The organism is Bradyrhizobium sp. USDA 4454 (assembly GCF_054822705.1).
The window spans coordinates 2,698,024-2,721,899 of sequence record NZ_JBTRCN010000001.1; the positions used below are offsets into that span (position 1 = coordinate 2,698,024).

At 66.0% G+C, this 23,876-nt stretch carries 20 protein-coding genes; 13 read left to right on the top strand and 7 right to left on the bottom strand.

What is annotated here, in order from left to right:
- Positions 1-257 precede the first annotated feature (257 nt).
- Both ACVIW0_RS12275 and ACVIW0_RS12280 read left to right on the top strand, forming a co-directional pair.
- A complete protein-coding gene (locus ACVIW0_RS12275; protein ID WP_461352570.1) occupies positions 258-1,955 on the top strand; it encodes an NAD-dependent malic enzyme in 1,698 nt (565 codons plus the stop codon).
- Positions 1,956-2,162: 207 nt separating this feature from the next.
- Positions 2,163-3,527 (top strand): MFS transporter, encoded by a 1,365-nt coding sequence (locus tag ACVIW0_RS12280; protein WP_461352571.1) that lies wholly within the window; start codon positions 2,163-2,165, stop codon positions 3,525-3,527.
- Positions 3,528-3,618: 91 nt separating this feature from the next.
- On the opposite strand, the gene ACVIW0_RS12285 is transcribed toward ACVIW0_RS12280, so the two are convergent.
- Positions 3,619-3,954 carry a hypothetical protein gene (locus ACVIW0_RS12285; RefSeq protein ID WP_461352572.1) on the bottom strand — a complete coding sequence of 112 codons (336 nt, stop codon included), beginning with the start codon at positions 3,952-3,954 and terminating at the stop codon, positions 3,619-3,621.
- A gap of 142 nt (positions 3,955-4,096) precedes the next feature.
- Between ACVIW0_RS12285 and ACVIW0_RS12290 the strand changes: the two genes are divergently transcribed.
- Together ACVIW0_RS12290 and ACVIW0_RS12295 are read left to right on the top strand one after the other, a co-directional pair.
- Positions 4,097-4,321 (top strand): hypothetical protein, encoded by a 225-nt coding sequence (locus ACVIW0_RS12290; RefSeq protein WP_461352573.1) that lies wholly within the window; start codon positions 4,097-4,099, stop codon positions 4,319-4,321.
- A gap of 171 nt (positions 4,322-4,492) precedes the next feature.
- Positions 4,493-4,759: a hypothetical protein gene (locus ACVIW0_RS12295; protein ID WP_461352574.1), complete on the top strand. Its 267-nt coding sequence runs from the start codon at positions 4,493-4,495 to the stop codon at positions 4,757-4,759.
- A gap of 62 nt (positions 4,760-4,821) precedes the next feature.
- On the opposite strand, the gene ACVIW0_RS12300 is transcribed toward ACVIW0_RS12295, so the two are convergent.
- From ACVIW0_RS12300 to galE, 3 genes are all read right to left on the bottom strand, one after another.
- A complete protein-coding gene (locus tag ACVIW0_RS12300) occupies positions 4,822-5,523 on the bottom strand; it encodes a fumarylacetoacetate hydrolase family protein (protein WP_456753756.1) in 702 nt (233 codons plus the stop codon).
- Between the two features lie 38 nt (positions 5,524-5,561).
- Positions 5,562-7,373, bottom strand: coding sequence for an ABC transporter ATP-binding protein (locus tag ACVIW0_RS12305; RefSeq protein WP_461352575.1), 1,812 nt, complete (start codon positions 7,371-7,373; stop codon positions 5,562-5,564).
- Between the two features lie 107 nt (positions 7,374-7,480).
- Positions 7,481-8,494: a UDP-glucose 4-epimerase GalE gene (galE, locus tag ACVIW0_RS12310; protein WP_461352576.1), complete on the bottom strand. Its 1,014-nt coding sequence runs from the start codon at positions 8,492-8,494 to the stop codon at positions 7,481-7,483.
- A 131-nt stretch (positions 8,495-8,625) separates the two neighbouring features.
- Between galE and ACVIW0_RS12315 the strand changes: the two genes are divergently transcribed.
- A complete protein-coding gene (locus tag ACVIW0_RS12315; protein WP_461352577.1) occupies positions 8,626-9,672 on the top strand; it encodes a glycosyltransferase family 4 protein in 1,047 nt (348 codons plus the stop codon).
- On the opposite strand, the gene waaF is transcribed toward ACVIW0_RS12315, so the two are convergent.
- Positions 9,654-10,718, bottom strand: coding sequence for a lipopolysaccharide heptosyltransferase II (waaF, locus tag ACVIW0_RS12320; RefSeq protein ID WP_461352578.1), 1,065 nt, complete (start codon positions 10,716-10,718; stop codon positions 9,654-9,656). The genes ACVIW0_RS12315 and waaF overlap by 19 nt on opposite strands.
- A 137-nt stretch (positions 10,719-10,855) precedes the next feature.
- Between waaF and rfaD the strand changes: the two genes are divergently transcribed.
- From rfaD to ACVIW0_RS12350, 6 genes are all read left to right on the top strand, one after another.
- On the top strand, positions 10,856-11,836 hold the full coding sequence (rfaD, locus tag ACVIW0_RS12325) for an ADP-glyceromanno-heptose 6-epimerase (RefSeq protein ID WP_461352579.1): 981 nt from the start codon (positions 10,856-10,858) through the stop codon (positions 11,834-11,836).
- 12 nt (positions 11,837-11,848) lie between these two features.
- The gene (rfaE1, locus tag ACVIW0_RS12330) at positions 11,849-13,321 is read left to right on the top strand and encodes a D-glycero-beta-D-manno-heptose-7-phosphate kinase (RefSeq protein WP_461352580.1); all 1,473 of its coding nucleotides are present in this window, start codon (positions 11,849-11,851) and stop codon (positions 13,319-13,321) included.
- A gap of 8 nt (positions 13,322-13,329) precedes the next feature.
- Positions 13,330-14,610 (top strand): O-antigen ligase family protein, encoded by a 1,281-nt coding sequence (locus ACVIW0_RS12335; protein ID WP_461352581.1) that lies wholly within the window; start codon positions 13,330-13,332, stop codon positions 14,608-14,610.
- 84 nt (positions 14,611-14,694) lie between these two features.
- Positions 14,695-16,608 (top strand): SDR family NAD(P)-dependent oxidoreductase, encoded by a 1,914-nt coding sequence (locus ACVIW0_RS12340; RefSeq protein WP_461352582.1) that lies wholly within the window; start codon positions 14,695-14,697, stop codon positions 16,606-16,608.
- Positions 16,609-16,656: 48 nt separating this feature from the next.
- Entirely contained in the window at positions 16,657-17,871 is a 1,215-nt protein-coding gene (locus ACVIW0_RS12345; protein ID WP_461352583.1) for a glycosyltransferase family 4 protein, read from the top strand.
- The gene (locus ACVIW0_RS12350) at positions 17,868-18,815 is read left to right on the top strand and encodes an NAD-dependent epimerase/dehydratase family protein (protein ID WP_461352584.1); all 948 of its coding nucleotides are present in this window, start codon (positions 17,868-17,870) and stop codon (positions 18,813-18,815) included. The genes ACVIW0_RS12345 and ACVIW0_RS12350 overlap by 4 nt, the downstream gene beginning before the upstream one ends.
- On the opposite strand, the gene ACVIW0_RS12355 is transcribed toward ACVIW0_RS12350, so the two are convergent.
- Complete coding sequence (locus ACVIW0_RS12355; RefSeq protein ID WP_461352585.1) at positions 18,816-19,826, bottom strand: MraY family glycosyltransferase; 1,011 nt, start codon at positions 19,824-19,826, stop codon at positions 18,816-18,818.
- Positions 19,827-19,836: 10 nt separating this feature from the next.
- Positions 19,837-20,802, bottom strand: a complete 966-nt coding sequence (locus ACVIW0_RS12360; protein WP_461352586.1) for a lysylphosphatidylglycerol synthase transmembrane domain-containing protein — start codon at positions 20,800-20,802, stop codon at positions 19,837-19,839.
- Between the two features lie 346 nt (positions 20,803-21,148).
- Here ACVIW0_RS12360 and ACVIW0_RS12365 point away from each other — a divergent pair, with 346 nt between their 5' ends.
- Together ACVIW0_RS12365 and ACVIW0_RS12370 are read left to right on the top strand one after the other, a co-directional pair.
- A complete protein-coding gene (locus ACVIW0_RS12365) occupies positions 21,149-22,561 on the top strand; it encodes a mannose-1-phosphate guanylyltransferase/mannose-6-phosphate isomerase (protein WP_461352587.1) in 1,413 nt (470 codons plus the stop codon).
- A gap of 250 nt (positions 22,562-22,811) precedes the next feature.
- A complete protein-coding gene (locus ACVIW0_RS12370) occupies positions 22,812-23,828 on the top strand; it encodes a Gfo/Idh/MocA family oxidoreductase (protein ID WP_461352588.1) in 1,017 nt (338 codons plus the stop codon).
- The last annotated feature ends 48 nt before the right edge of the window (positions 23,829-23,876 follow it).

Sequence of the window (23,876 nt, forward strand, 5' to 3'; positions counted from 1 at the left end):
CCAGCCGTCCCTGATCGCCTCTCCGCCACGGCGATGGATCATGCGCTCGCGATGATGTGATCGGTTACTGGGCGACGATCCAAAGGCGCAGCGCAGCCGATACACGCAATCCGGGCATCGGCGCCGGCTTCATCGCACTGTCATCAATGGCTGCGAGGCAACCGGCGCGGCCTCACGGCCTGCGGTTCTGGTTCCGGTCGCTGGCGTCGGAGTGCTACAGTGCCGCCGACCGGGATTCCGTATCGAAAGGCCTTCTCATGTCCGAGTCCACTGCAGATTTCGCCACCACCGCGCTGAGCGGCTACGAGCTGCTCGCCGATCCGCAGTTGAACAAGGGTACGGCGTTCTCCGAGGCCGAGCGCGAGGCGTTCGACCTGCATGGCCTGCTGCCGCCCAACATCCTGACGCTGGACGAGCAGGTCTCGCGCCGCCTCGAGGCGTTGCGCGGCTACGAGACCGACATCGAGCGCTATGCCTTTCTGCGCGAATTGCAGGATACCAACGAGACGCTGTTCTACGCGCTCCTGGTCAGCAATCTGGAAGAGCTGCTGCCGATCGTCTACACGCCGACCGTCGGCGAGGGCTGCCAAAAATTCAGCCGGCTGTTCCGCAAGCCGCGCGGGCTGTTTCTCAGCATTCCGCACCAGCACCGGATCGACCGAATTTTAGCCCATCCGCGCTTCGATCACGTCGAGGCGATCGTCGTCACCGACGGCGAACGCATCCTGGGTCTCGGCGACCAGGGTGCCGGCGGCATGGGCATCCCGATCGGCAAGCTCGCGCTCTATACCGGCTGCGGCGGCCTGCATCCGGCGACGACGCTGCCGATCATGCTCGATGTCGGCACCGACAATCCGGACTGCCTCGCCGATCCGCTCTATATCGGCTGGCGCAACGAGCGCGTGCGCGGCCAGCAATATGACGACTTCATCGAGGCGTTCGTCTCGGCGGTGATCAAGCGCTGGCCGCGCGTGCTGCTACAGTGGGAGGATTTCGCCAAGAACAACGCGACCCGGATGCTGGAGCGCTACCGCGACCGGCTGCTGACCTTCAACGACGACATCCAGGGCACCGCCGCGGTGGCGACCGGCGCCTTGCTCTCGGCGATCAACGTCACCGGCGTGCCGCTGACCGAGCAGCGCGTCGCCGTGCTCGGCGCCGGCTCGGCCGGCTGCGGCATCGCGAGCCTGATCCGCGCCGCGATGGTCGATGCCGGCCTGTCGGAGAGCGAAGCTGCAAAACGCTTCTTCATGGTCGACCGCGACGGGCTGCTGCTCGAAGGCATGAGCGGGCTCGCCCCGTTCCAGCTTCCGTTCGTGCAGGCCAGACCGGCGATCGCGGGCTGGCAGCTCAGCCATCCCGACAAGATCGCGCTGCTCGACGTCGTGCGTAACGCGAAGCCGACGGTCCTGATCGGCGTCTCCGGCCAGGCGGGCGCGTTCTCCGAGCCGATCGTCCGCGCGATGGCCGAGTACAACGCGCGGCCGGTGATCTTCCCGCTGTCGAATCCGACCTCGCGCGAGGAGGCGACGCCTTCCGACATCGAGGCCTGGACCGAGGGACGGGCGCTGATCGGCGTCGGCAGCCCGTTCCCGCCGATCATGCGCGACGGCGCGCGCTTCAAGGTCGACCAGACCAACAACTCCTACATCTTCCCGGGCGTCGGCGTCGGCGCGCTCGCGGTCGGCGCCAGCCGGGTCAGCGACGGGATGTTCATGGCGGCGGCCAAGGCGCTGGCCAGCGTCTCGCCGGCGCGCGATAACCCGAAGCACAACCTGCTGCCGCCGGTCAGCGCGCTGCGTGAGGTCTCGCAGACCGTCGCGCTCGCGGTGGCGCTGCAGGCGCACAAGGAAGGGCTCGCCAAGGATGTCCCGATCGACCAGGTTGAGGGGCGCATCCATGCCAAGGTCTGGACCCCGCGCTACGTGCCGTATCGGCGCAGCGATCGGCCCTAGAACCGCGAGGCGTGGCGCGTGGCGCCTTTAGCGCCGCGTGCGGGCTGGCGATGGCCACCGATGGCCTCAACCGTCGCCACGGGCCGACTAAAGTTCTAGCTACCATGTTCCATTCCGGTGGAACCTTTCGGGGCGCCACGTCGTTTGTGCTCAAACGACCCAAACAGTCAAAATCCATCCGGGGGCTTGTCCGAGGGAGACGCCCCCATGGCAATATTTGGCCTAACACTTGGTTCAGCCCCTGGTCTCGACGCCACGCAACTCACACCCGCCGAGCATCAGCTCCAGCTCCGCCGCGCTGTGATCGCCTCCACGGTCGGCACCGCGATCGAGTGGTATGACTTCTTCCTCTACAGCACCGTCACCGGCCTGGTGTTCGCAAAACTGTTCTTCCCGCATTCCGACCCCTGGGTCGGTACGCTGGAGGCGTTCGCGATCTACGCGGTCGGCTTCGTCGCGCGGCCGATCGGCGCTGCGATCTTCGGCCATTATGGCGACCGCATCGGCCGCAAGTCGACGCTGATCGCGACGCTGCTCCTGATGGGCCTTGCGACTGCGGCGGTGGCGTTGGTGCCGACCTATTCCAGCATCGGCATCTGGGGCGCGGTGATCCTGACCGTGCTGCGCTTCATCCAGGGCGTCGGCGTCGGCGGCGAATGGGGCGGCTCGGTGCTGATGTCGATGGAATGGGCGCGCAACGATCGCTCGCGCGGCCTGATCGCGTCATGGCCGCAATTCGGCGTGCCCTGCGGCCTGTTCCTTGCCAACCTTGCCGTGCTGGCCTTCAGCCAGATGTCGGGCGACCAGTTCCTGGCCTGGGGCTGGCGCATTCCATTCGCGCTCAGCATCGTGCTGGTCGGCGTCGGCCTCTACATCCGGCTCGGCATTCTGGAAACGCCTGTGTTCAGCAAGCTGCTGGCCGAACGTCAGCTCGACCGCACGCCGATGCTGACGGTGATCCGCGACCATCCGAAGGAGATCCTGCTGTCCGCCTTCGCGCGCATGTCCGAGCAGGCGCCGTTCTACATCTTCACCGCCTTCGTGTTCTCCTACGGCACCGGCACGCTGCACGTGTCGCGCGATTTCCTGCTGACCGCGGTGCTCGCGGCCTCGGTGCTGTCGTTCGTCTCGATCCCGCTGTGCGGGCATATCTCCGATCAGATCGGCCGCAAGAACATGTACATGATCGGCGCTGCCGTGACCGGCGTGTTTGGCTTCATCTATTTCGCGATGCTCAACACCGGATCCGCAACGATCATCTTCCTCGCGATCTTCCTGTCGCTGATCCCGCACGACATGCAGTACGGCCCGCAGGCGGCCCTGATCGCCGAGAGCTTTACCGGCCGCCTGCGCTATAGCGGCGCCTCGCTCGGCTATCAGCTCGCGTCCGTGATCGCCGGCGGTCCTGCACCGCTGATCGCGACCTGGCTGTTCGGCACGTTTCACTCGGCGACCGCGATCGCGGTCTATATCGCGGCCTGCGCCATCATCACACTGGTCGCGACCGCGCTGATGACCGACTACACCGGCAAGGACATCAATGCGCCCGAGGCGCATCAGCAGCGGGCTTGAGAGCATTTCGGTCGTCGCATGACCCCCCGCGGCAAACGCGTTCCGCGTTTGTCGCGAGGGAAAACCGCTTCGCACTTTTCCGGATCATGCTTTAGCAGCCGCGGCAAATGCCCCTGATCTTGCGATCGACGATCGCGTCTTCCTGATCGATGATCTGCTGTGCCGCCGCGGCCGCGGGGATGTCGGCGACGCGCGGCTGGCGATGACCGACCGGCGCCAGCCATGGCCGCGTCGCAGTTTCGTTTGCTGCGTAGGCGTTAGGCTCCCGCACCGACGCCTGTGCGAAGCAAGCGGTCGCCATCGTCGCAGACAGGATTGCAGCCAGACCAACCTGTTTGCCAAGTCGCCGATAATAGCTCATGAGACTCTCCATGCCGTCGTCGCCGCGTTTGCGCGCGGCCTCAATGAAATGGAGTGCCGCGATCATTCCGGTATTCCCCGATCCGCCTGATGTGATGAGACGCTCGCGGTTCGGTGATCGCGCGTGATGAAATAATGATAGGGCGATGACGCTCCCTGGTCACAGGAGCCGAGCTTGGTCGGCTTCATCCATCATGCGGAGAAATCCTATGACCAAATTGACCTTCGTGACGGTTGCTCTGGTTGCGGCAGCTGCGTATTCGGCTCAGGCGTCCGCCGCCGGCAGCAATGCTGCGGCGCGGCGCGCCCATGCTCAGGCGACGACGACACCGGTCAGCAACAAGACCGCCGATTGCGTGCGCGCGCCGAACGTCGGATCGTTCGCGACCGCGCCCTTCACCGAGCCGCCCTGCATGCCCGGCACGATGCGCTGACCGGGTTGCGAAAAGTCCCGGACCTCTGGTCCGGGACTTTCCGGGCCACGCGATGTCGCCAGGAAGATTGAGCGTGACCCACGTCACAGGCACGACTGATGCGATCGTGCGAAGACCGCGGCGTCGGAGCTGGCGCATGGTGCCCCGCCCCGAGATCCAAGGAGACGACGCATGACACGCAATTCGCTTGTTGCTTTCGCTGCCGTTGTCGCGTTCGGCGTGACCGCGCTGGGCTCCGCGCAGGCGGGCAGACTTCCCATGATGCCGCCGCAGAATGTGGGCGCGAAACTGCCCCCGGGCGGCTCAGGTGGCCCGCATCGCCAGCCGGTCGATCCGTCGCCCGGCCTCGGAAGTGGTTACAGCGGCGACAGTGCGGGTGGTAGCGGAGGTGGCGGATATCTTGGCGATCCCAATCATCCCGGCCATGAGCAATTCTGAAAGCGCAAACGGCCCCGAACCTGGTTCGGGGCCGCAGTCTGATGGTCGCGCGAATCCGGCGTCTATTCCGGTTTGCCGATCGTCACCGTGAGCTTGCCGACGCCGTCGACGCCGCATTCGAGCTTGTCGCCGACCTGCAGCTGCGAGACGCCCGCGGGCGTGCCGGTCATGATGAGGTCGCCGGCGGCGAGCTTCACCTGCTGCGACAGCTGCCAGATGATCTCGGGCACGTTCCAGATCAATTCGGTGAGGTCGCCCTTCTGGGCTTCCTTGCCGTTGACGGTGAGCCAGATCTTGCCTGCGGTCGGATGTCCGATCTTGGAAGCCGGCTGGATCGCGGAGCAGGGCGCCGAATAGTCGAACGACTTGCCGACCTCCCAGGGCCGCTCCTTCTTGCGCGAGGCGATCTGCAGGTCGCGGCGGGTCAGGTCGATGCCGACTGCATAGCCGTAGACATGCTCGAGCGCCTTGTCGGCAGGAATGTTCAGCCCGCCGCTCTTCATCGCCACCACAAGCTCGACCTCGTGATGCAGGTCCTTGGTCAGCGGCGGATAGGGGATCGTCGCACCGTCCGGCACCAGCATGTCGGCATGCTTGCCGAAGAAGAACGGCGGCGCGCGCTCGTCGTTGCCCATCTCCCTGATATGCTCGAGATAGTTGCGGCCGACGCACCAGATGCGGCGGACTGGATAGGTGCCGGATTCGCCGACGACGGGGAGTGAGGGCTGTGGGGGAAGCGGAATGACGGTGGAGGCGGCGTTCATGGGGGCTCGCTGCTCTTGAGGTGAATTCGCGTAGTGGTCTAGCCGGTGGCGCTGATCGGCGCCAGCGCCAGTGGTGACGGGTCGTGATGGTGCTGCAGTCGGAAGAACGAGGCGTAGCGGCCGCCGCGGCGCAGCAGCTCCTCATGACGCCCGCGCTCGACGATCGCGCCGCCCTCGACCACGAGGATCGCATCGGCATGCATAATGGTGTGCAGGCGGTGCGCGATCACGATCGTGGTGCGGCCCTGGCAGAGATGCTCGATCGCCTCCTGCACCTGCTTCTCGGACTCCGAGTCGAGGGCTGCGGTAGCTTCGTCGAGCAGGATGATCGGCGCGTTCTTGATCAGCGCGCGGGCGACCGCGATGCGCTGACGCTGCCCGCCGGACAGCTGCGTGCCGTGCTCGCCGACCGGCGTGTCGTAGCCAAGCGGGAAGCTCATGATGAAATCGTGCGCGCAGGCCGCCTTGGCGGCGTCGATGATCTCGGCCTCGGTGGCGCCCTGCTTGCCGAAGGCGATGTTGGCGCGGATGGTGTCGCGGAACAGATAGACGTCCTGGCCGACATAGGCGGTCTGCTGGCGCAGCGACTTGCGCGAGACCGACAGGATCGATTGGCCGTCGATCAGGATCTCGCCTTGTTGAGTTTCGTAGAAGCGCAGCAGCAGCGCCAACACGGTCGACTTGCCGCCGCCGGAAGGGCCGACCAGCGCCGTGACCTTGCCAGGCTCGGCTGTGAAGCTCATGCGGTTCAGCACCGGTTCGCCGGGCCGATAGGCGAAGCTGACATCGCGCAGCTCGATCCGCGCGTCGGAGAGTTTCAGCGCCCGCTTGTCGTCGTCGGCCTGCTCGCTTGCCGGGCTGTCGACCACCTCGAGCAGCATGCGCGCGCCGACCAGCTGGCTGTTGAGGTCGATATTGAGCCGCGCCAGCCGCTTGGCCGGCTCGGTCGCCATCAGGAAGGCGGTCAGGAAGGTGAAGAACTGGCCGGGCGTCGAGCCGAGCGCCACCACGCTGTAGCCGCCATAGAGCAGGCAGCCGGCGACCGCGAAGCCGCCGAGCATCTCCATCAGCGGATTGGAACGGTTGGCGACCCGCGCCATCTTGTTGGCGTTGCTCTCGACGATCGCGATGTTCTCGTCGATCCGCTGCTGCATGGTGTCTTCCAGCGTGAACGCCTTCACGGTGCGGATGCCCTGCAGCGATTCCTGCATCGTCTCCATGATGTCGGCGGTGCCGGTGAACTGGTTAAAGGCAAGGCCCTTGATCCGCTTCACCAGCTTGCGCAGCACCAGCATCGCCGGCGGTACCGCGACGAGCCCGATGAACGACATCAGCGGATCCTGCCAGACCATCACGGCCAGCATGCTGATCAGCATCAGGAAGTCGCGGCCGATCGCATTGACCAGCATGTTGAGCACGTCGGTGATCGACTTCGCGCCGGCGGTGAGGCGCGCGAGGAACTCCGACGAGTGCCGCTCCGAGAAGAAGCCGATGCTCTCGCTCATCAGCTTGGCGAACAATTGCCGCTGGTTCCGCGCCAGGATGGCGTTGCTGATCTTGGACAGGATCACCATGTGGCCGTAGGTCGCCACGCCCTTGATGAAGAGCAGGATCACCGTGATCCCCGCGAACATCGCGATGCCCGGGATGTTCTTGTCGACATAGGCCTGATTGATGACCTGGCCGAGCACGTAGGTGGCAGCCGCCGTCGCGCCGGCCGCAACAGCCATCAGGGCGAACGCCGTCAGATAGCGCCGCCAATAGGCGATCCCCTGTTCGGTGACCAGGCGGCGAATCAGGATCGCCGCGCCATAGGGATCGTCGGTAATTTTCTTTGGAAACTGAGCCATCCGCGTTCCATTGACGGCGGGCAGCGCCGACCGTCAGGTTGCGGTTCTCCTTGCCCGCTTGGCGGGGCTTTTTCAAGCCCAATAACGGCTTGATAACGGCTTGATTTTTAGGCCGATTCTGCCTGTCGCGCGGCGCCGCCGCGCTCCCGGAACAGCTTCTCCTCCCAAGCCAGCGCGTGGCTCGCGATGGTCTCGAGATCATCATACCGCGGGGTCCAGTCGAGAACCGAGCGGAGCCGCGTGGTGTCGGCCACCATGGTCATGATGTCGCCGGGCCGCCGTCCGGCGTAGGCGACCGCGAAATTGCGCATCGAGACCCGGCGTACCGCCTCGATGGTCTCGAGCACGGAATAGCCGCGGCCATAGCCGCAATTCATCGTCACCGATTGCCCGCCGCCGCGCAGATAGGACAGCGCCGAGTGGTGCGCCTCGACCAGGTCGCTGACATGGATGAAGTCTCGCACGCAGCTGCCGTCCTGGGTCGGATAGTCGGTGCCGAACACGTCGATCTTGGCGCGCTGGCCGGTCGCGGCCTCGACCGCGATCTTGAGCAGATGGGTGGCGCCGATGGTGGCAAGGCCGACGCGGCCCTTCGGGTCGGCGCCGGCGACGTTGAAATAGCGCAGCACGACGTAGCTCATGCCATGGGCGGAGGCGACGTCGTGCAGCATGATCTCGGTCATCAGCTTCGACGAGCCGTAGGGCGACAGCGGCCGCGTCGGCGCGATCTCGGGCACCGGCACCTGGTCCGGATTGCCGTAGACCGCGGCAGTCGAGGAGAAGATGAAGCGGCTGACGCCGCCCTTCACCGCAGCATTGAGCAGGCTGCGCGTCGTCACGGTGTTGTTGCGGTAATAGCCGAGCGGATCGCGCATCGAGTCCGGCACCACGACGGAGCCGGCGAAATGGATGATGCTGTCGATGCCATGCTGGGCGATCACGCCCTCGACCAGGTTCTCGTCGCCGGCATCGCCGATGAACAGCGGAACAGCCTCGGGCAGGAACGCGGAGAAGCCGGTGGAGAGATTGTCGATCACGACGACGCTCTCGCCGGCATCGACCAGCGCGTGGACCATGTGACTTCCGATATAGCCGGCACCGCCGGTCACGAGCACGGTCATGGTGAGAGCTCTCCCGATATCTTTAACCGGCGATGCTAGCGGGAGTGCGGTGAAGAGGGAGTTTCGCCGCGACCGAACTGGCCACTATGCTTAATGTTGCGTATAGGAACTGGCGCGAAACGGAGACTTGCGTGCCGATCGAGAACACAGAAGCCGGCGAGCTCGAGCTCATCGTGCCCAATCTGCATCGACGCTATTCGGGTGTCACCGCGACCAACCGCATGGTCGCCCCGAAGCTTGCCAGGATGTTTCGCGCAGGCTGGCTCGGCTCGCATCGGCCTGACGGCATCGACGCGATGGGATTTGCCGATCTGATGCGGCTGTGGCGGCGCGCGCGTCCGGTGATCTGGCACGCGCGGCGCAATGACGAGATGATTGCAGGCCTGTTGCTACGCGCGCTCGGCTGGCCGCTGAAGCTGCTGTTTACGTCGGCGGCGCAACGTCACCACACCTGGCTGACGCGCTGGCTGATCCGCAACATGGATGCGATCATCGCCACCAGCCCGCTGTCGGCCTCGTATCTGAAGCGTGAGGCGACGGTCGTGATGCACGGCGTCGACACCGATCGTTATGTGCCGCCGGCCGATCGCGCCGCGGCCTTTGCCGAGAGCGGATTGCCCGGGCGCTATGCGATCGGCTGCTTCGGGCGGGTGCGCGCGCAGAAGGGCAGCGATGTCTTTGTCGAAGCGATGTGCCGGCTCTTGCCGCGCTATCCCGATTTCACCGCGGTCATTGTTGGCGCCGTCGTGCCGGAGCAACTCGCCTTTGCCAACGAGCTGAAGCGGAAGGTCGAGGCCGCCGGGCTGCAATCGCGCGTCATCATCACCGGTGAATTGCCAATCGAGGAGGTCGTGCGCTGGTATCAGCGGCTGACGATCTATGCCTTCACCTCGCGCAACGAAGGTTTTGGCCTGACCCTGATCGAGGCGATGTCGGCGGGCGCGGCGCTGGTGGCGGCGCGCGCCGGCGCCGCCGAGTTCGTCGTCGAGGATGGCTCGACCGGCGTGCTGATTCCGCCCGGCGACGTCGACGCGCTGGCGGCGGCGCTCGAGCCGTTGATGCGCGATCCGGCATCGGCCGTCGCCATGGGAGCGCGCGCGCGGCAACGAGTTGTGGATAAGTTCAGCCTCGATGCCGAGGCGAACGCGATCGCTGCGGTCTATCGCACACTGATCTGAGCCAGCACGCGCTGCGCGATCTCGACGACCTGTTCGGGCGCGATGTCGCGCATGCAGCGATGGTCGTTCATGGTGCAGACCGTGCGCTGGCACGGCTGGCACGGCAGCTTGCTCTTGGTCTGCTGCACCGTCGCGGCGAGGCCGTTGAGGGGAGCCCAGAGATCGGGATCGGTTGGGCCGAAGATGCCCATGGTTGGGGTGCCGATCGCTGCCGCGATGTGCATCAGTCCGGAGTCGTTGGTGATGGCGACGCTGGCCGCGGCCATCGCCAGCGCGCCGTTGCGCAGATCGGTGCCGGTGAGGTCGCGGACCCGCGGGCCGCCGGCTGCCGTGATCTCCTGCGCCATCGCCTTCTCGCCGGGGCCGCCGACCACCCAGACGTCGAAAACGCGTTCGGCGAACAGCCGCGCGGCTTCGGGATAATAGGTCCAGCGCTTGGAAACGCCGACCGAGCCAGGGCCGAGCGCGATGGCCGGACCGCTGCCGAGGCCGTTGGCCTGCCGCCAACGCCCGATCTCATCTGTGGGAATCCGAAGCTGCGGCACCGGCCATTCCGGCGGACGGGCGGCGCCCTCAGGCAGCGCCAGGATGGCGTTCTTGTCGATGAAGCGCGGCTGCTGCTTTTCGCCCCAGCGCATCGCGTTGATCAGGCCGAACCGGGCCTCGCCGAAGAAGCCGATCCGCTCAGGGATTCCCGCCAACGCCGGCGCGATCGCCGCCTTCCAGGTGCGCGGCAGCACCAGAGCGGTGGCATAGTTCCGCTTGCGCAGTTCGGCGGCGAGCGCGCGCTGTCGGCCAAGGGCCAGCCGGCTGCGCGGCAGGTCGGATACGATCCCGGCCCGGACCCCGGGCATGTAGTCCACCAGCGGGGCGCATTGGCGGGTAGTCAGCAGGTCGACCGGCCGGTTCGGCCAGCGCTTGCGCAGCACCCTGATCACGGTGTGGCCGCGCACGAAATCGCCGATCCAAACATAGGGCACAACGAGGATGGGTCTGGTATCCTCACTGTCCTGTGTTTCGATATCAGGTATTGAATCAATATTCATTTCTAAACTGGCCAAAGCCGGACCGGGCGCGGCCAAGTCGGTAACCGGTTCGCGATGAGAGGTAAAGCCGTCGTTGCCTGTGGCGCGGGAGTGGGGCAAAGCTGGCGGCTGGCAAAGGAATCTGGCGGGATTTCATCATGTTTCTGGTAACCGGGGGCGCCGGTTTTATCGGGTCGAACGTCGTGGCCGCGTTGAATGAGGCCGGGCGCAGCGATGTTGTGGTCTGTGATCACCTTGGTCAGGACGGCAAATGGCGGAACCTGGCCAAGCGCCAGCTTGCCGATTGGGTTCCTCCAGCCGAGCTCGGCGACTGGCTGAAGGGGCGGCGGCTGACCGCCGTCGTCCATCTCGGCGCCATTTCCGAGACCACCGCGACCGACGGTGACCTGGTGATGCAGACCAATTTCCGTCTGTCGATGCGGCTACTCGACTGGTGCACGGCGAATGCCACGCCGTTCATCTATGCCTCCTCGGCCGCGACCTATGGCGACGGCGACCAGGGCTTCGACGACGATGGATCGGTCGAGGCGCTCAAGCGGCTGCGGCCGATGAACCTGTACGGCTGGAGCAAGAACCTGTTCGATCTTGCCGTCGCCGAGCGGGTGGCGAAAGGCGCGCCGCTACCGCCGCAATGGGCGGGGCTGAAATTCTTCAACGTGTTCGGCCCCAATGAGTATCACAAGGGGCCGATGATGAGCGTGCTGGCGCGCCGCTTCGACGACATCAGAGCGGGCCGCGTCGTGCAGCTGTTCAAGTCGCATCGCGAGGGCGTCGCCGACGGCGACCAGCGCCGCGACTTCATCTATATCGACGACGTCGTGCGGGTGATGATGTGGCTGATCGCGACGCCTTCCGTCAGCGGCCTGTACAATGTCGGCACCGGCAAGGCGCGCAGCTTCAAGGACCTGATCGTCTCGGCCTATGGCGCGCTCGGGCTTTCGCCGAATATCCAGTATGTCGACATGCCCGGGCAGATTCGCGGCAGCTACCAGTACTTCACCGAGAGCGTTGTCGATCGCCTCGCGCGCGCCGGATACAATGGCGGCTTCACACGGTTGGAGGACGCGGTCGGGGCCTATGTGAAAGGCTTCCTCGATCGCCCCGATCGCTATCGCTAGAGCGGATGACTGATGTTCGATTTTGAAACGATCTCGCGCGCCATGTCGGGCCAGTCCGTGCTCTGCGTCGGCGATCTCATGCTCGACGAGTTCGTCTATGGTGACGTGTCGCGGATCTCGCCGGAGGCGCCGGCGCCGGTGATCGCGGTCCGGCGCAGCGAGACCAATATCGGCGGCGCCGGCAACGTCGCGCGCAATATCGCTTCGCTCGGCGGCCGTTGCATCTTCGTCGGCCTGATCGGCGAGGATGCCGCCGGCACGATGCTGTCAGAGGCGCTGGCGAAGGAGGCCGGGATCGAGACCGTGCTGGTGCGTGACACTGCGCGTCCGACCACGCGCAAGGTGCGCTTCGTCTCCGAACAGTTCTCGACCCACATGCTGCGCTCCGACTGGGAACTCGCCGTGCCGGCTGCATCCGCGATCGAGCAGCAACTGATCGATGCGATCCTGCCGCGTCTCGCGCGTGCCGATATCGTGCTGCTGTCCGACTACGCCAAGGGCGTGCTCACCGCGCGGGTGATCCGCAACGTGATCGATGCCGCGCGCCAGGCGGGCAAGCGCGTGATCGTCGATCCGAAAAGCGCCAATCTGGCGATCTATCGCGGCGCGACCGTGCTGACGCCGAACCGCAAGGAATTTGCCGAGGCGACCCGCAGCCGCGCCGACAGCCAGGACAGCATCGCGCAGGCCGCGCCCGACGCGATGGTCCTCGCCGATTGCGAGGCGATGCTGGTGACGCAGGGCGAGCGCGGCATGACGCTGGTGACGAGGGACGGCAGCTCGATCCATGTGCCGGCGTTGCCGGTCAAGGTGCGCGACGTCTCCGGGGCCGGGGATACCGTCGCTGCGGCGCTGGCGTTGGCGCTGGCCGGCGGTGCCGATTGGGAGAGTGCGCTGCGGATCGCGAGCGCCGCAGCCGCGGTCGCGGTCGGCAAGACCGGCACCGCGATCGTCAAGTCCGATGAGCTGCGGCGCCGGATCCTGCCGCACGCCTCGCTGGTCGCCGAGGAGAAAATCGTTCCGGCCGGCGGCGATATCGATGCGCATCTTGCGGAATGGCGGAGGCAGGATCTGCGCATCGGCTTCACCAATGGCTGCTTCGACATCCTGCATCCCGGCCACGTCAAGGTGCTGACCGCCGCGCGCGGCGCCTGCGATCGCCTGATCGTCGGGCTGAACAGCGACGCCTCGGTGAAGCGGCTGAAGGGCGAGGGGCGTCCGGTGCAGAACGAGCGCGCCCGCGCCGAGGTGCTGGCGGCGCTGGAGGCCGTCGATCTCGTCGCCATCTTCGAGGAGGACACGCCGATTAACCTGATCACAAAGGTGCGGCCGAGCGTGCTGGTCAAGGGCGGTGACTATACCCGCGAGCAGGTGGTCGGCCACGAGATCGTCGAGGCCGCCGGCGGCGCGGTGGTGCTGGTCGAGATCCTGCCCGGCCACAGCACGACCTCGCTGGTGGCCCGTGCCCGCGAGGGCAAGGCGTGAGCGCGAGCGTGGCATCCCCGGCAGGCGCCGCGGCGTGCCCGGCCTGGCGCGATCCGGCGCGCTGGCAGGCCACGACCGACGTGGTCGCGGTGCTGATTGCGCTATCGCTGCCGTGGTCGACCTCGCTGGTCGGCATCTTCGGCGTCGTGCTCTTGATCGCGATCGCGCCGACGGTCGATCTGAAGGCGTTCTGGGCACTGCTGCAACGGCCGATCTGCGTGGCGCCGATCGCGCTGTTCTGCCTCGCGCTAACAGGCACGCTGTGGTCCGACGCCGCCTGGGGCGCGCGATTGTATGCGGTCGGGCCGACCGCGAAGCTCCTGGTGCTTCCGGTCCTGCTCTATCATTTCCAGCGCTCGACCCGCGGCACCTGGGTGTTCGTGGCCTTCGTCGTGTCCTGCACGCTGTTGATGCTGATGTCCTGGCTGGTGCTCGCCTATCCGCATCTCGCGCTGAGGGCGCCGGCTCCGGGCGAGCAGGGCGTCTTCGTCAAGAACTACATCGACCAGAGCCAGGAATTCACCCTGTGCGCGGTCGGGCTGGCCTATCCGATCGTGATGCTGCTGCGGGCCAAGCGCATCCTGCCGGCCGTGTTGTCGATCGTGGTCGCGCTCAGCCTGTTCGCCAACATGGCGCTGGTGGTGGTGTCGCGGACTGCACTCGTGACCGTTCCGATTATGTTCGCGCTGTTCGCGCTACTCCATCTGCGGTGGCGCAGCATCGTCCTGATCCTTTGCACGGCCGCCGCGGCGTCCGTGGTGGCGTGGTACGCATCGCCGCAATTGCGTTGGACGGCCGAGTCGTTCCAGCGCGACTACAAGCTCTACATGGAGCGCAACGAGCCGACCTCGCTCGGTTTGCGGCTCGAATTCTGGCGAAAGTCGCTCGGATTCTTCGCCGAGGCTCCGCTCATCGGCCACGGCACCGGAGCGACGCGGGGACTGTTCGAGCGCGTCGCGACCGGCGGCGTGAAGGAGGCCTCCAGCGAGGTGATCGGAAACCCGCACAATCAGACGTTGAACGTCGCCGTGCAGTGGGGCATTGTGGGTGTAGCGATCCTGTACGCGATGTGGCTACTGCACCTGTTGCTGCTCCGCGGCGACGGTCTCGTCAATTGGATCGGACTTCTCGTCGTGGTGCAGAATATTTCAAGTTCGTTGTTTAATTCACACATCTTCGACTTTCACGAAGGCTGGATGTATGTGCTGGGCGTCGGAGTTGCCGGCGGCATGGCGTTGAAGCGGCGATCGGGGGCCGATATGGAACCCGAGCCTCCGATCCGTCCGTGATCGCTGGCAAGGGCCCTGCAGATACGCTATCAGCCTGCCAATGTCCCATCACGAATTCCCAGTTGCCGGCAACCCGTCCAATAGATGACGCGTCTTTCACAATTTACCCTGCGCAACTTCCTGATCCTGGCCCATGACGCTCTGGCGACGACGTTTGCGTTGCTGGCGAGCTTCTATCTGCGTTTCGAAGGCAGCCTGCTTGCCGATCGACTGCCTCATTTGCTGCGCATTCTGCCCTGGTTCGTGCTGTTCAGCATTGTCGTCAGCTATTTCTCCAATTTGACCACGGCGAAATGGCGCTTCACCTCGCTGCCGGACGCGGTGAATATCCTGCGGGTCGCCGCGGTGCTGACGCTGGCGCTGGTCGTGCTGGACTACGTTTACTTCTTCAAGGGAGCGAACTCGCACAGTCCGGTGTTCCTCGGCCGGATCACGATCGTCCTGTTCTTCTTCCTCGAGGTGTTCGCGCTGAGTGCGCTGCGGCTCGGTTACCGCTATTTCCGTTATTCGCGCACGCGGCTGCACGCCCGCTCCGACAACGCAGCGCCGGCGCTGCTGGTCGGACGCACCGCCGATGCGGAAGTCGTGCTGCGCGGCATCGAGAACGGCGCCATCAAGCGGCTCTGGCCGGTCGGCGTGCTGTCGCCGTCGGTCGCGGACCGCGGCCAGATGATCCGCAACATTCCCGTGCTCGGAGGCGTCGACGACATCGAGGCCGTGATTCGGGATTTCGAGAGCCGCCAGAGGCCGATCAAGCGCGTGGTCATGACACCCTCGGCCTTCGAGCCGGACGCGCATCCGGAAAGCGTGCTGATGCGCGCCAGGCGGCTCGGCCTGATGGTCAGCCGGCTGCCGTCGCTGGAGGGCGGCGACGCGCCGCGGCTCACCAATGTCGCGGTCGAAGATCTGCTGCTCCGGCCGAGCCAGAAGATCGACTACGCGCGGCTCGAGATGCTGGTCAAAGGCAAGTCCGTCATCGTGACCGGCGGCGGCGGCTCGATCGGCGCGGAAATCTGCGAGCGGGTCGCGACCTTCGGCGCGGCGCGCCTCCTGGTCATCGAGAACTCGGAGCCGGCGCTCTATGCGGTGACCGAGGCGCTGGCTGCGCGCGACACCGGCCCCGAGATCGAAGGGCGGATCGCCGATATCCGGGATCGCGAGCGCATCACGCGTCTGATGAGCGAGTTCAAGCCCGACATCGTGTTCCATGCCGCGGCGCTCAAGCATGTGCCGATCCTGGAGCGTGACTGGAGCGAGGGGGTCAAGACCAACATCTTCGGGTCGGTGAACGTGGCCGACGCCGCGCGTGCCGCGGGCGCGAGCGCGATGGTGATGATCTCGACCGACAAGGCGATCGAGCCGGTGTCGATGCTCGGCCTGACCAAGCGTTTCGCCGAGATGTACTGCCAAGCGCTGGATCATGACCTGATGACCGAGGCCGAGGGCAAGCCGCATATGCGGTTGATCTCGGTGCGGTTCGGCAACGTGCTGGCGTCCAACGGATCGGTGGTGCCGAAGTTCAAGGCGCAGATCGAGGCCGGCGGCCCGATCACGGTGACCCATCCGGACATGGTTCGTTACTTCATGACGATCCGCGAAGCCTGCGATCTCGTGATCACCGCCGCGACGCACGCCATGACGCCGGCGCGGCCCGACGTCTCGGTCTATGTGCTGAACATGGGCCAACCGGTGAAGATCGTCGATCTCGCCGAGCGGATGATCCGTCTGTCGGGCCTGCAGCCCGGCGTCGACGTCGAGATCGTGTTCAGCGGCATCCGGCCCGGCGAGCGGCTCAACGAGATCCTGTTCGCGAGCCAGGAGCCGACGCTCGAGATCGGCGTCGCCGGCGTGATGGCGGCCAAGCCGAACCAGCCGCCGATGTCGACCCTGCGCAAGTGGCTCGCGGCGCTGGAGGATGCGATCGAGCGAGACGACCGCGTGACCATCCGCGCCGTGCTGCAGGATGCCGTGCCCGAGTTCGGATCGAATGCCGCCTGATCGCGCCGTCCTGCGGACGATGGGGCAGGACCATTTCGAAAGCCATTGATGCCTTATTCTGGAAAAGTCTTGGTCGTCAGCCAGCATTATCCGCCGGATCACAGCACGACCGCCGCGATCATGGCCGCGATCGCCGAACGGATCGCGCAGGAGGCGGACGTGATGGTGGTCTCCGGGATGCCGGGCTCGGCGCGGGCTCCCGAGGCCGGACGACCCGTCGTCGTCGAGATCAGGAACTGGCTGCCGGGCAAGGCGGCGCTGGTCAAGCGCGCCCTGGCCGAGGCGCTGTTCACCGGCAGAATCTTTTTCGCGCTGTTGTCGCGGCTCAAGCGCGGCGATGTCGCGCTGACGGTGACCGCCCCGTTTGCGCTGCCCTACGCGGTCGCCGCCGCGGCACGGTTGAAGGGCGCGAAGTCGGCGTTGATCCTGCACGACCTGTTTCCCGACGTGCTCGTGATGGCCGGGCTGCTGCGGCCGGCCTCGCTGGTGGCGCGGGCGATGCGCGCGATCAACGCGCTGATGTTCCGTGCCCTGAACATCGTCATCGTGATCGGCCGCGACGCCGAGAAGTTGCTGCTGCGCTATGGCGGTATGACGCAGGACAAGATCAGGTTCATCCCGAACTGGGCTACGCTCGCCCCGGGCAACCGTCCCGTCAGCCCCGACAATCCGTTTCGCAAGGCGATCGGCGCCCGTTTCGTCGTCGGCCTGTCCGGCAATCTGGGCTTCACCCACGACCCGGACATCGTCTTCAACGCCGCGCAGCTGTTGCGCACCGAGAGCGACATCCATTTCCTGCTCTCGGGGTGGGGCATGGGCTTTGCGCGATTGAAGGAGATGCAGGCCGCGGCGCAGCTTGCCAACGTGACGCTGGTCGAGCGCGTCGCCGACGGCGAACTGGATGCGCTGCTGTCCAGCGCGGACGTCTGGCTCATTCCCTATCGCAAGGATGTCGCCGGCGTGTCGGTGCCGAGCCGGTTCTACAACCTGCTTGCGGCCGGCCGGCCCGTCATTCTGGTCTCCGAGCCCGAGGCCGAGGCGGCGCTGACCGTTAGCGAAAACCGGCTGGGCTGGGTGGTCACGCCGGGCAGGCCGGATCAACTCGCCGACGCCATCCGCCTGGCGTCGCGATCGCAGGACGCTGCGATGGCCGAGCGCGCCGTCGCGGCCGCGCGGACCTTCAGTCCGGAGCGGGCGCTGGCGAGCTACGCCGCGCTGGTTGCGGAGCTGCTATCCAATCGCGAAGTGGAGCGCACGGCATGAGCGATGGTCGGCGGACGGTACTGGTAACGGGTGCCAGCGGCTTTGTGGGTCGCCATGTGGTGCCCGCGCTGACGCGCAACGGCTGGATGGTGCGCCGCGCGGTGAGAACCACGCCGCAAGACGCCAACGATGTGGCGATCGGCTCGCTCAGTCCTGCCACCGATTGGCGCGCCGCGCTCGACGGCGTCGACGTCGTTGTTCATCTTGCGGCCCGCGTTCACCAGCAGTCCGACGAGCAGGCGATCGAGCTCTACCGCAATGTCAATATCGAAGGCACGCTGCACCTGGCGCGTGCCGCGGCCGCGGCGGGAGTCCGGGATTTCATTTTCGTCAGCACGATCCTGGTGCACGGACGCAGCAATTACGGGCGCCCGCCATTTCGCGAGGACGATGTCCTGACGCCCCGCGGCCTCTATGGGAACTCGAAGGCCGCTGCCGAAGTCGGCTTGAAGGAAATTGCGCCTGGCAGCGGCATGAGGGTGACCGTGATCCGGCCGCCGTTGATCTACGGGGCCGGTGCCAAGGGGAATTTCGCCTTGCTCAAGCGTGCGGTGATCAATCGCTTGCCGCTTCCGCTCGCCTACGTCAAGAATCGTCGCGCGTTCGTGTCGGCGGAGAACCTGGCGTCGTTCATCCTGCACCGGTTGTCGCATCCGGGGAACGACTACGACGTGTTTCTGGTGGCCGATCGTGAGCAGGTCTCGACGCGGGAGTTCGTCGAGCGCCTTGCCCGCGCGGCAGAAACCTCGCCGCGCCTGTTCTGGCTGCCGCCGCCGCTGTTGAAGGTGTCGCTCACGATGAGCGGGCGCAAGGAGGCCTATGACAGCCTGTACGCCTCGCTTGAACTTGATCTCTCCAAGATCGCGGGCACCGGCTGGCAGCAGCCGCTCAGCCTCGACGAGGGACTGAAGCGCGCGCTGCGCAAAAATGGAACTCTGACCTGATCAGAGCGGCCGCGAGAATCGCCGCAGCTGCCAACTGACGGCGAGTGCGCCGGCCAGCAGCAGCGCGATATCAGCGGCGAGGGAATTGAGCGCGACCGAAACGAATGCGAGCAGCGCCAGCACCAGGTTGAGCGCGAAGACCTCGCCGACGACGCGCCATACCGTGAAGCCGTTGTCGGTCGCCCGCTGATAGAAGTGCGAGCGATGCGCCGCCCAGAACGGCTCGCGCCGCGCCATGCGGCGAAACAGCGTGACCGTCGCATCCGTCAAATAATACAGCGGCAGCAGCAGCGCGGCGGCGAACTGCTGATGCAAAGCGAGCTGGAGCAGGCACCAGCCGAGCAGCAGGCCGATCGGCAGACTGCCGACATCGCCGAGGAATATCTTTGCGACCGGCCGGTTGAACGGCGCGAAACCGACCAGCGCCCCGCACAGCGCCGCCGCGACCAGCGCGGCCGCAGCCGGGACGTGGCCGAAGCAGCCGAGCAGGGCGACCGCGACCGTGATCGGTACGGCCTCGGCTGCCGTCATCAAATCGAGCCCGTCCATGAAGTTGACGAGGTTCACGAACCAGAGGCCGGCGATCAGCAGCAGGCCGCGTTCGAGCCAGAGCGGGACTGCCGGAACCAGCCTGAGGTCGCCAGGTGCCGACAACACCACGGCCGCGACGGCGGCGGCCTGCAGCAAGAGCCGCGGCACGACCGGCAGCGAGCGGATGTCGTCGGCAAAACCCACCACGGCGATGAACAGGCAGGCTGCGAACACCATGAACGGGATCGTCAGGTCCGGCGATCCGGCGAGCGCGATGACGATCCCGCCCGCCAGCAGCGTGGCAACCGTGACCGCGATGCCGGCGCCCTGCGGCGTTGGAATGCGGTGCGACGAGCGCGCATTCGGTTTCGCCAGTGCGACACGCAGCAGCAGCGGCCGTGTCGCCCGGATCAGGACGGCTGAGATCGACGCGGCCAGAACCGCTGCGACCAGCGACAGGAGGATCTCGAAACTGCTCATCGTGGTCTGATCACTGGGATCCCGGGACTTCAATCGGCGCGGCGCCCTTGGCGGCCTTTTCCGGGCTTGCGATCCACACCAGGCCGCCAAACACGCCGACCACGAACGAGACCGCGCCGAACAGCAGCGAGATGTTGACGCCCTCATTGGCGATCAATCCGGCATAGCCGAAGGCCAGCGCCATGGTGGCCTCGCGCACGCCCCAGCCCGCGATCGAGATCGGCATCATGGTGATCAGCATCACCGGCGGCAGCAGCTGGAAGATCTCGCCGAAGGTGACCGGGGCCGCGATCGACTTCACCACGCACCAGCCGATCACGACGGTCACGACGTGAATGGCGATCGAGAGGGTGGTGACTCGCAGTCCATGGGCGCGGCTGAACAGCACCCGGTGGGCGATGACCGCGCAGGCATGGATGTGATGGGTCGCCCACCACCGCCTGAGCCAGGGCCACGGCAACACGCCGATCAGCAGGAAACCAAATCCGGCCCCGAGCGCGGCGAGGTCGAGCAGCAGCAAGGCGGTCCAGCCGTGGAAGTCGGAAATCAGCCGATAGCTCCAGGGCAGGGCGGCGGCGATCACGACGGCGAGCGCGATCAGTCCGATCGCGCGGTCGACGAAGATTGAATAGGTGGCTGCGCGCCAGCCCGCACCGGCACGCGCGACCAGCCACAGCCGCACGGCATCGCCGCCGATCGAGGACGGCAGGGTCTGGTTGAAGAAGGTACCGATCACGTTGTAACGCATCGCCTGCCCGGTCTCCAGCGGCGCGCCGCACTCCACGCTGATCTCGCGCCAGCGCAGCACCCCGAGGAAGATCTGCAGGAATGTGACCGCAATCGCGAGGCCGAGCCAGCCCAGGCTCTCCACCTGGATCCGGGAGGCGAGGTCATGCAAATTGACCTTGCGCAGCGAGACATACAGCAGCGCAGCCGAGATCAGGATCTTGACGGTCGAAAGCAGGATTCGGCGCATTTCCGTTCGCGCTGCCAGGTTTCAGGATGTGTCAAAAACAGCGCAAACCGCTTTCGCGCGCCAAAATTCGCCGCCTTGGTATGGTTTCCGCAGCGATCTGGCAATACCCGTACTGGTCCCTATTGCGGCAGGCGCGAAGGGATGGCTAAACAGGTCGGAACGGAGGGCGGCCAGCCGCTCACCGGGAGGTTACAAGACCGGTAAAATCCGACCAGACGCGTGGGGCGCGTGACTGCCCGATCATGCTTCCCAGGTAACAGGGTCGCCGGCCACGGCGGCCGGGCCAATTTGGTGTCCGTCCGCGGATCGACACCACAGGCCTTGCACGACAGGACTTGAGGCACCGATGGATCGACGAATTATTCCCCTGATCATGTGTGGCGGTGCAGGCACCCGGCTGTGGCCGGCGTCACGCGAGGTGCATCCCAAGCAGTTCCTGTCGCTGTTCGGGGCGCGCTCGACCTTCCAGGATACGCTGCTGCGGGTCTCCGATGCCGGCCTGTTCGAGCGGCCCATCGTGATCACCAACGAGGCCTATCGCTTCATGGTGCGGGAGCAGCTGGCCGAGATCGGCCGCGAAGCCGATGTGTTGCTGGAGCCGATGCGCCGCGACTCGGGGCCGGCGATCGCGGCAGGGGCGGCGTTCGCGCAGAGCCGCGACAGCGAGGCCATCGTGCTGGCCCTCGCCGCCGACCATCTCGTACGGGACACGCCGGCCTTCGTCGCGGCGTGCCGCGGCGGCCTGGTGGCCGCGGAAGCCGGCCGCATCGTGACCTTCGGCGTCAAGCCGGAACGGCCCGCCACCGAATACGGCTACATCAATCCGGGCGAGGTGGTCGCGGGCGAAGTGCGCGCGGTCGCGAAATTCGTCGAGAAGCCGGATGGCGCAACCGCGGCCGGCTATATCGATGCGGGTTATCTCTGGAACAGCGGCAACTTCATGTTCCGCGCCGGCGTGCTGCTCGACGAGTATCGCAATGTCGATGCGGACAGCGTTGCCGCAGTAGAGCAGTCGGTTGCGTCCGCGACGCGCGACCTCGGGTTCTACAAGCTCGACGCCGCGGCCTTCGGCGCGGCGAAGGCGATCTCGATCGACTATGCCGTCATGGAGAAGACAGCCCGCGCCGCGGTGGAGCCGGTGGCGTGCGGCTGGTCCGACATCGGTTCGTGGCGCCAGGTCTGGGAGCTCTCCGAGAAGGACGGCCAGGGCAATGCGGCGCGCGGCGCGGCGGTGTTCGAGGACTCCCGCAATTGCAACGTCTCGACCGATCGTGCGCTGGTCGCGCTCGAAGGCGTCGACGACCTCGTCGTGGTCGCAACCCAGGATGCCGTGCTGGTGTCGCGCCAGAACGATGCCAACGGGCTGAAGCGGCTGGTCGCGAAATTGAAGGTGGCGGCGCCCGAGGTGACCGAGAACCACATCAAGGTGCATCGGCCCTGGGGCTCCTATCAGTCGGTTGACAATGGCGACCGCCACCAGGTCAAGCGCATCATCGTCAAGCCGGGCGGGCGGCTCTCCTTGCAGAAACACCATCACCGCTCCGAGCACTGGATCGTGGTGCGTGGCACCGCGCAGGTCACGGTCAATGAGCTGATCAAGACGGTGCACGAGAACGAGTCGATCTACATTCCGATCGGCGCGGTGCACCGGCTGGAGAATCCCGGCAAGATTCAGCTCGAGCTGATCGAGGTGCAGACCGGCAGCTATTTCGGCGAGGACGACATCATCCGCATCGAGGACGACTATCAGCGCACCTGAGGTCGACCTGGTCCCCGCGCTCGGACGTGAGCCGCGGGCGATGTAACTCTTTGAATCAAAACGTGTCCGGATTTCGTTGTTGGCATTCGCCACATTTGTGACGCCGTGCTATAGCGGCTACCAACGAAGCGGGTGATTTGCGCCCAAGGCGCAGATCGGGAAGAGGGGCCTAGGTGCTGATTCCCGCGGAGCCGGTGTGGCTCCCCGATGAGCCGGGACAACCGCCAGAACGTTACTTGGGGTCTACGATATGAATGCAAAAGTGTCCGCAGCCGGCGCGAAGGCCGATATCGGCCGCGCCCTGCGCGTCGGCGTGATCGGCGCAGGCGTGATGGGCAGCAACCATGCCCGCGTGCTGGCCGGACTGCCCGGCGTCCTGCTGACCGGCATCGTCGATCCGCTTCCAGAGCACCGTACCCGCGCTATCGACCTGGTCGGCTGCCGCGCCTTTGAAACCCTCGATCAGCTGTTCGCCGAGGGCGCCGATGCGGTGACGATCGCGGCTCCAACCCATCTGCATCACGAGATCGCGCTCGCCTGCATCGCGCGCAACATCCATATCCTGGTCGAGAAGCCGGTCGCATCCACCGTCGAGGAGGGCCGCGAGATCGTCGCGGCCGCCGAGCGCGCTGGCGTTACGCTGATGGTCGGCCATGTCGAGCGTTTCAATCCGGCGGTTGCCGCGATCAAGCAGGCGATCTCGGGCGAGGACATCCTGTCGATCGGCATCACCCGGGTCGGCCCGTTCCCGCCGCGGATGTCCAACGTCGGCGTCGTGATCGACCTTGCCGTGCACGACATCGACCTGATTCGCTGGTTCACCGAGTCCGACATCGTCGAGGTGCAGCCGCAGCTTTCCAGCGCGGTCGCCGAGCGCGAGGACATCGCGCTGCTGCAATTCCGCACCGCCTCCGGGGTGCTCGCCCACATCAACACCAACTGGCTGACACCGTTCAAGGCGCGCAACGTCACGGTCGCGACCCGCGGCAAATACGTGATGGGCGACCTGCTCACCCGCCAGGTCACCGAATGCTTCGGCTTCAAGCCGGACGGCAGCTATTCGATGCGTCATCTGCCGGTCGGTCACGACGAGCCGCTGCGCGCCGAGCTGATCGCCTTCCTCGATGCCGTGCGCAGCGGCAAGTTGCCGGCGGTGTCCGGCGAGGAGGGCGTCGCCAGCCTCGAGATCGCGATCCGCTGCCTGGAATCGCCGGCCCGGCCTGCCGCCTCGACGATCCGCAAGGGACCGCGCCGCATCGCCGGCTGATTGTCATTCACCGGCTGACTGTCATTCACTCAACACGTGCAAAGAGTT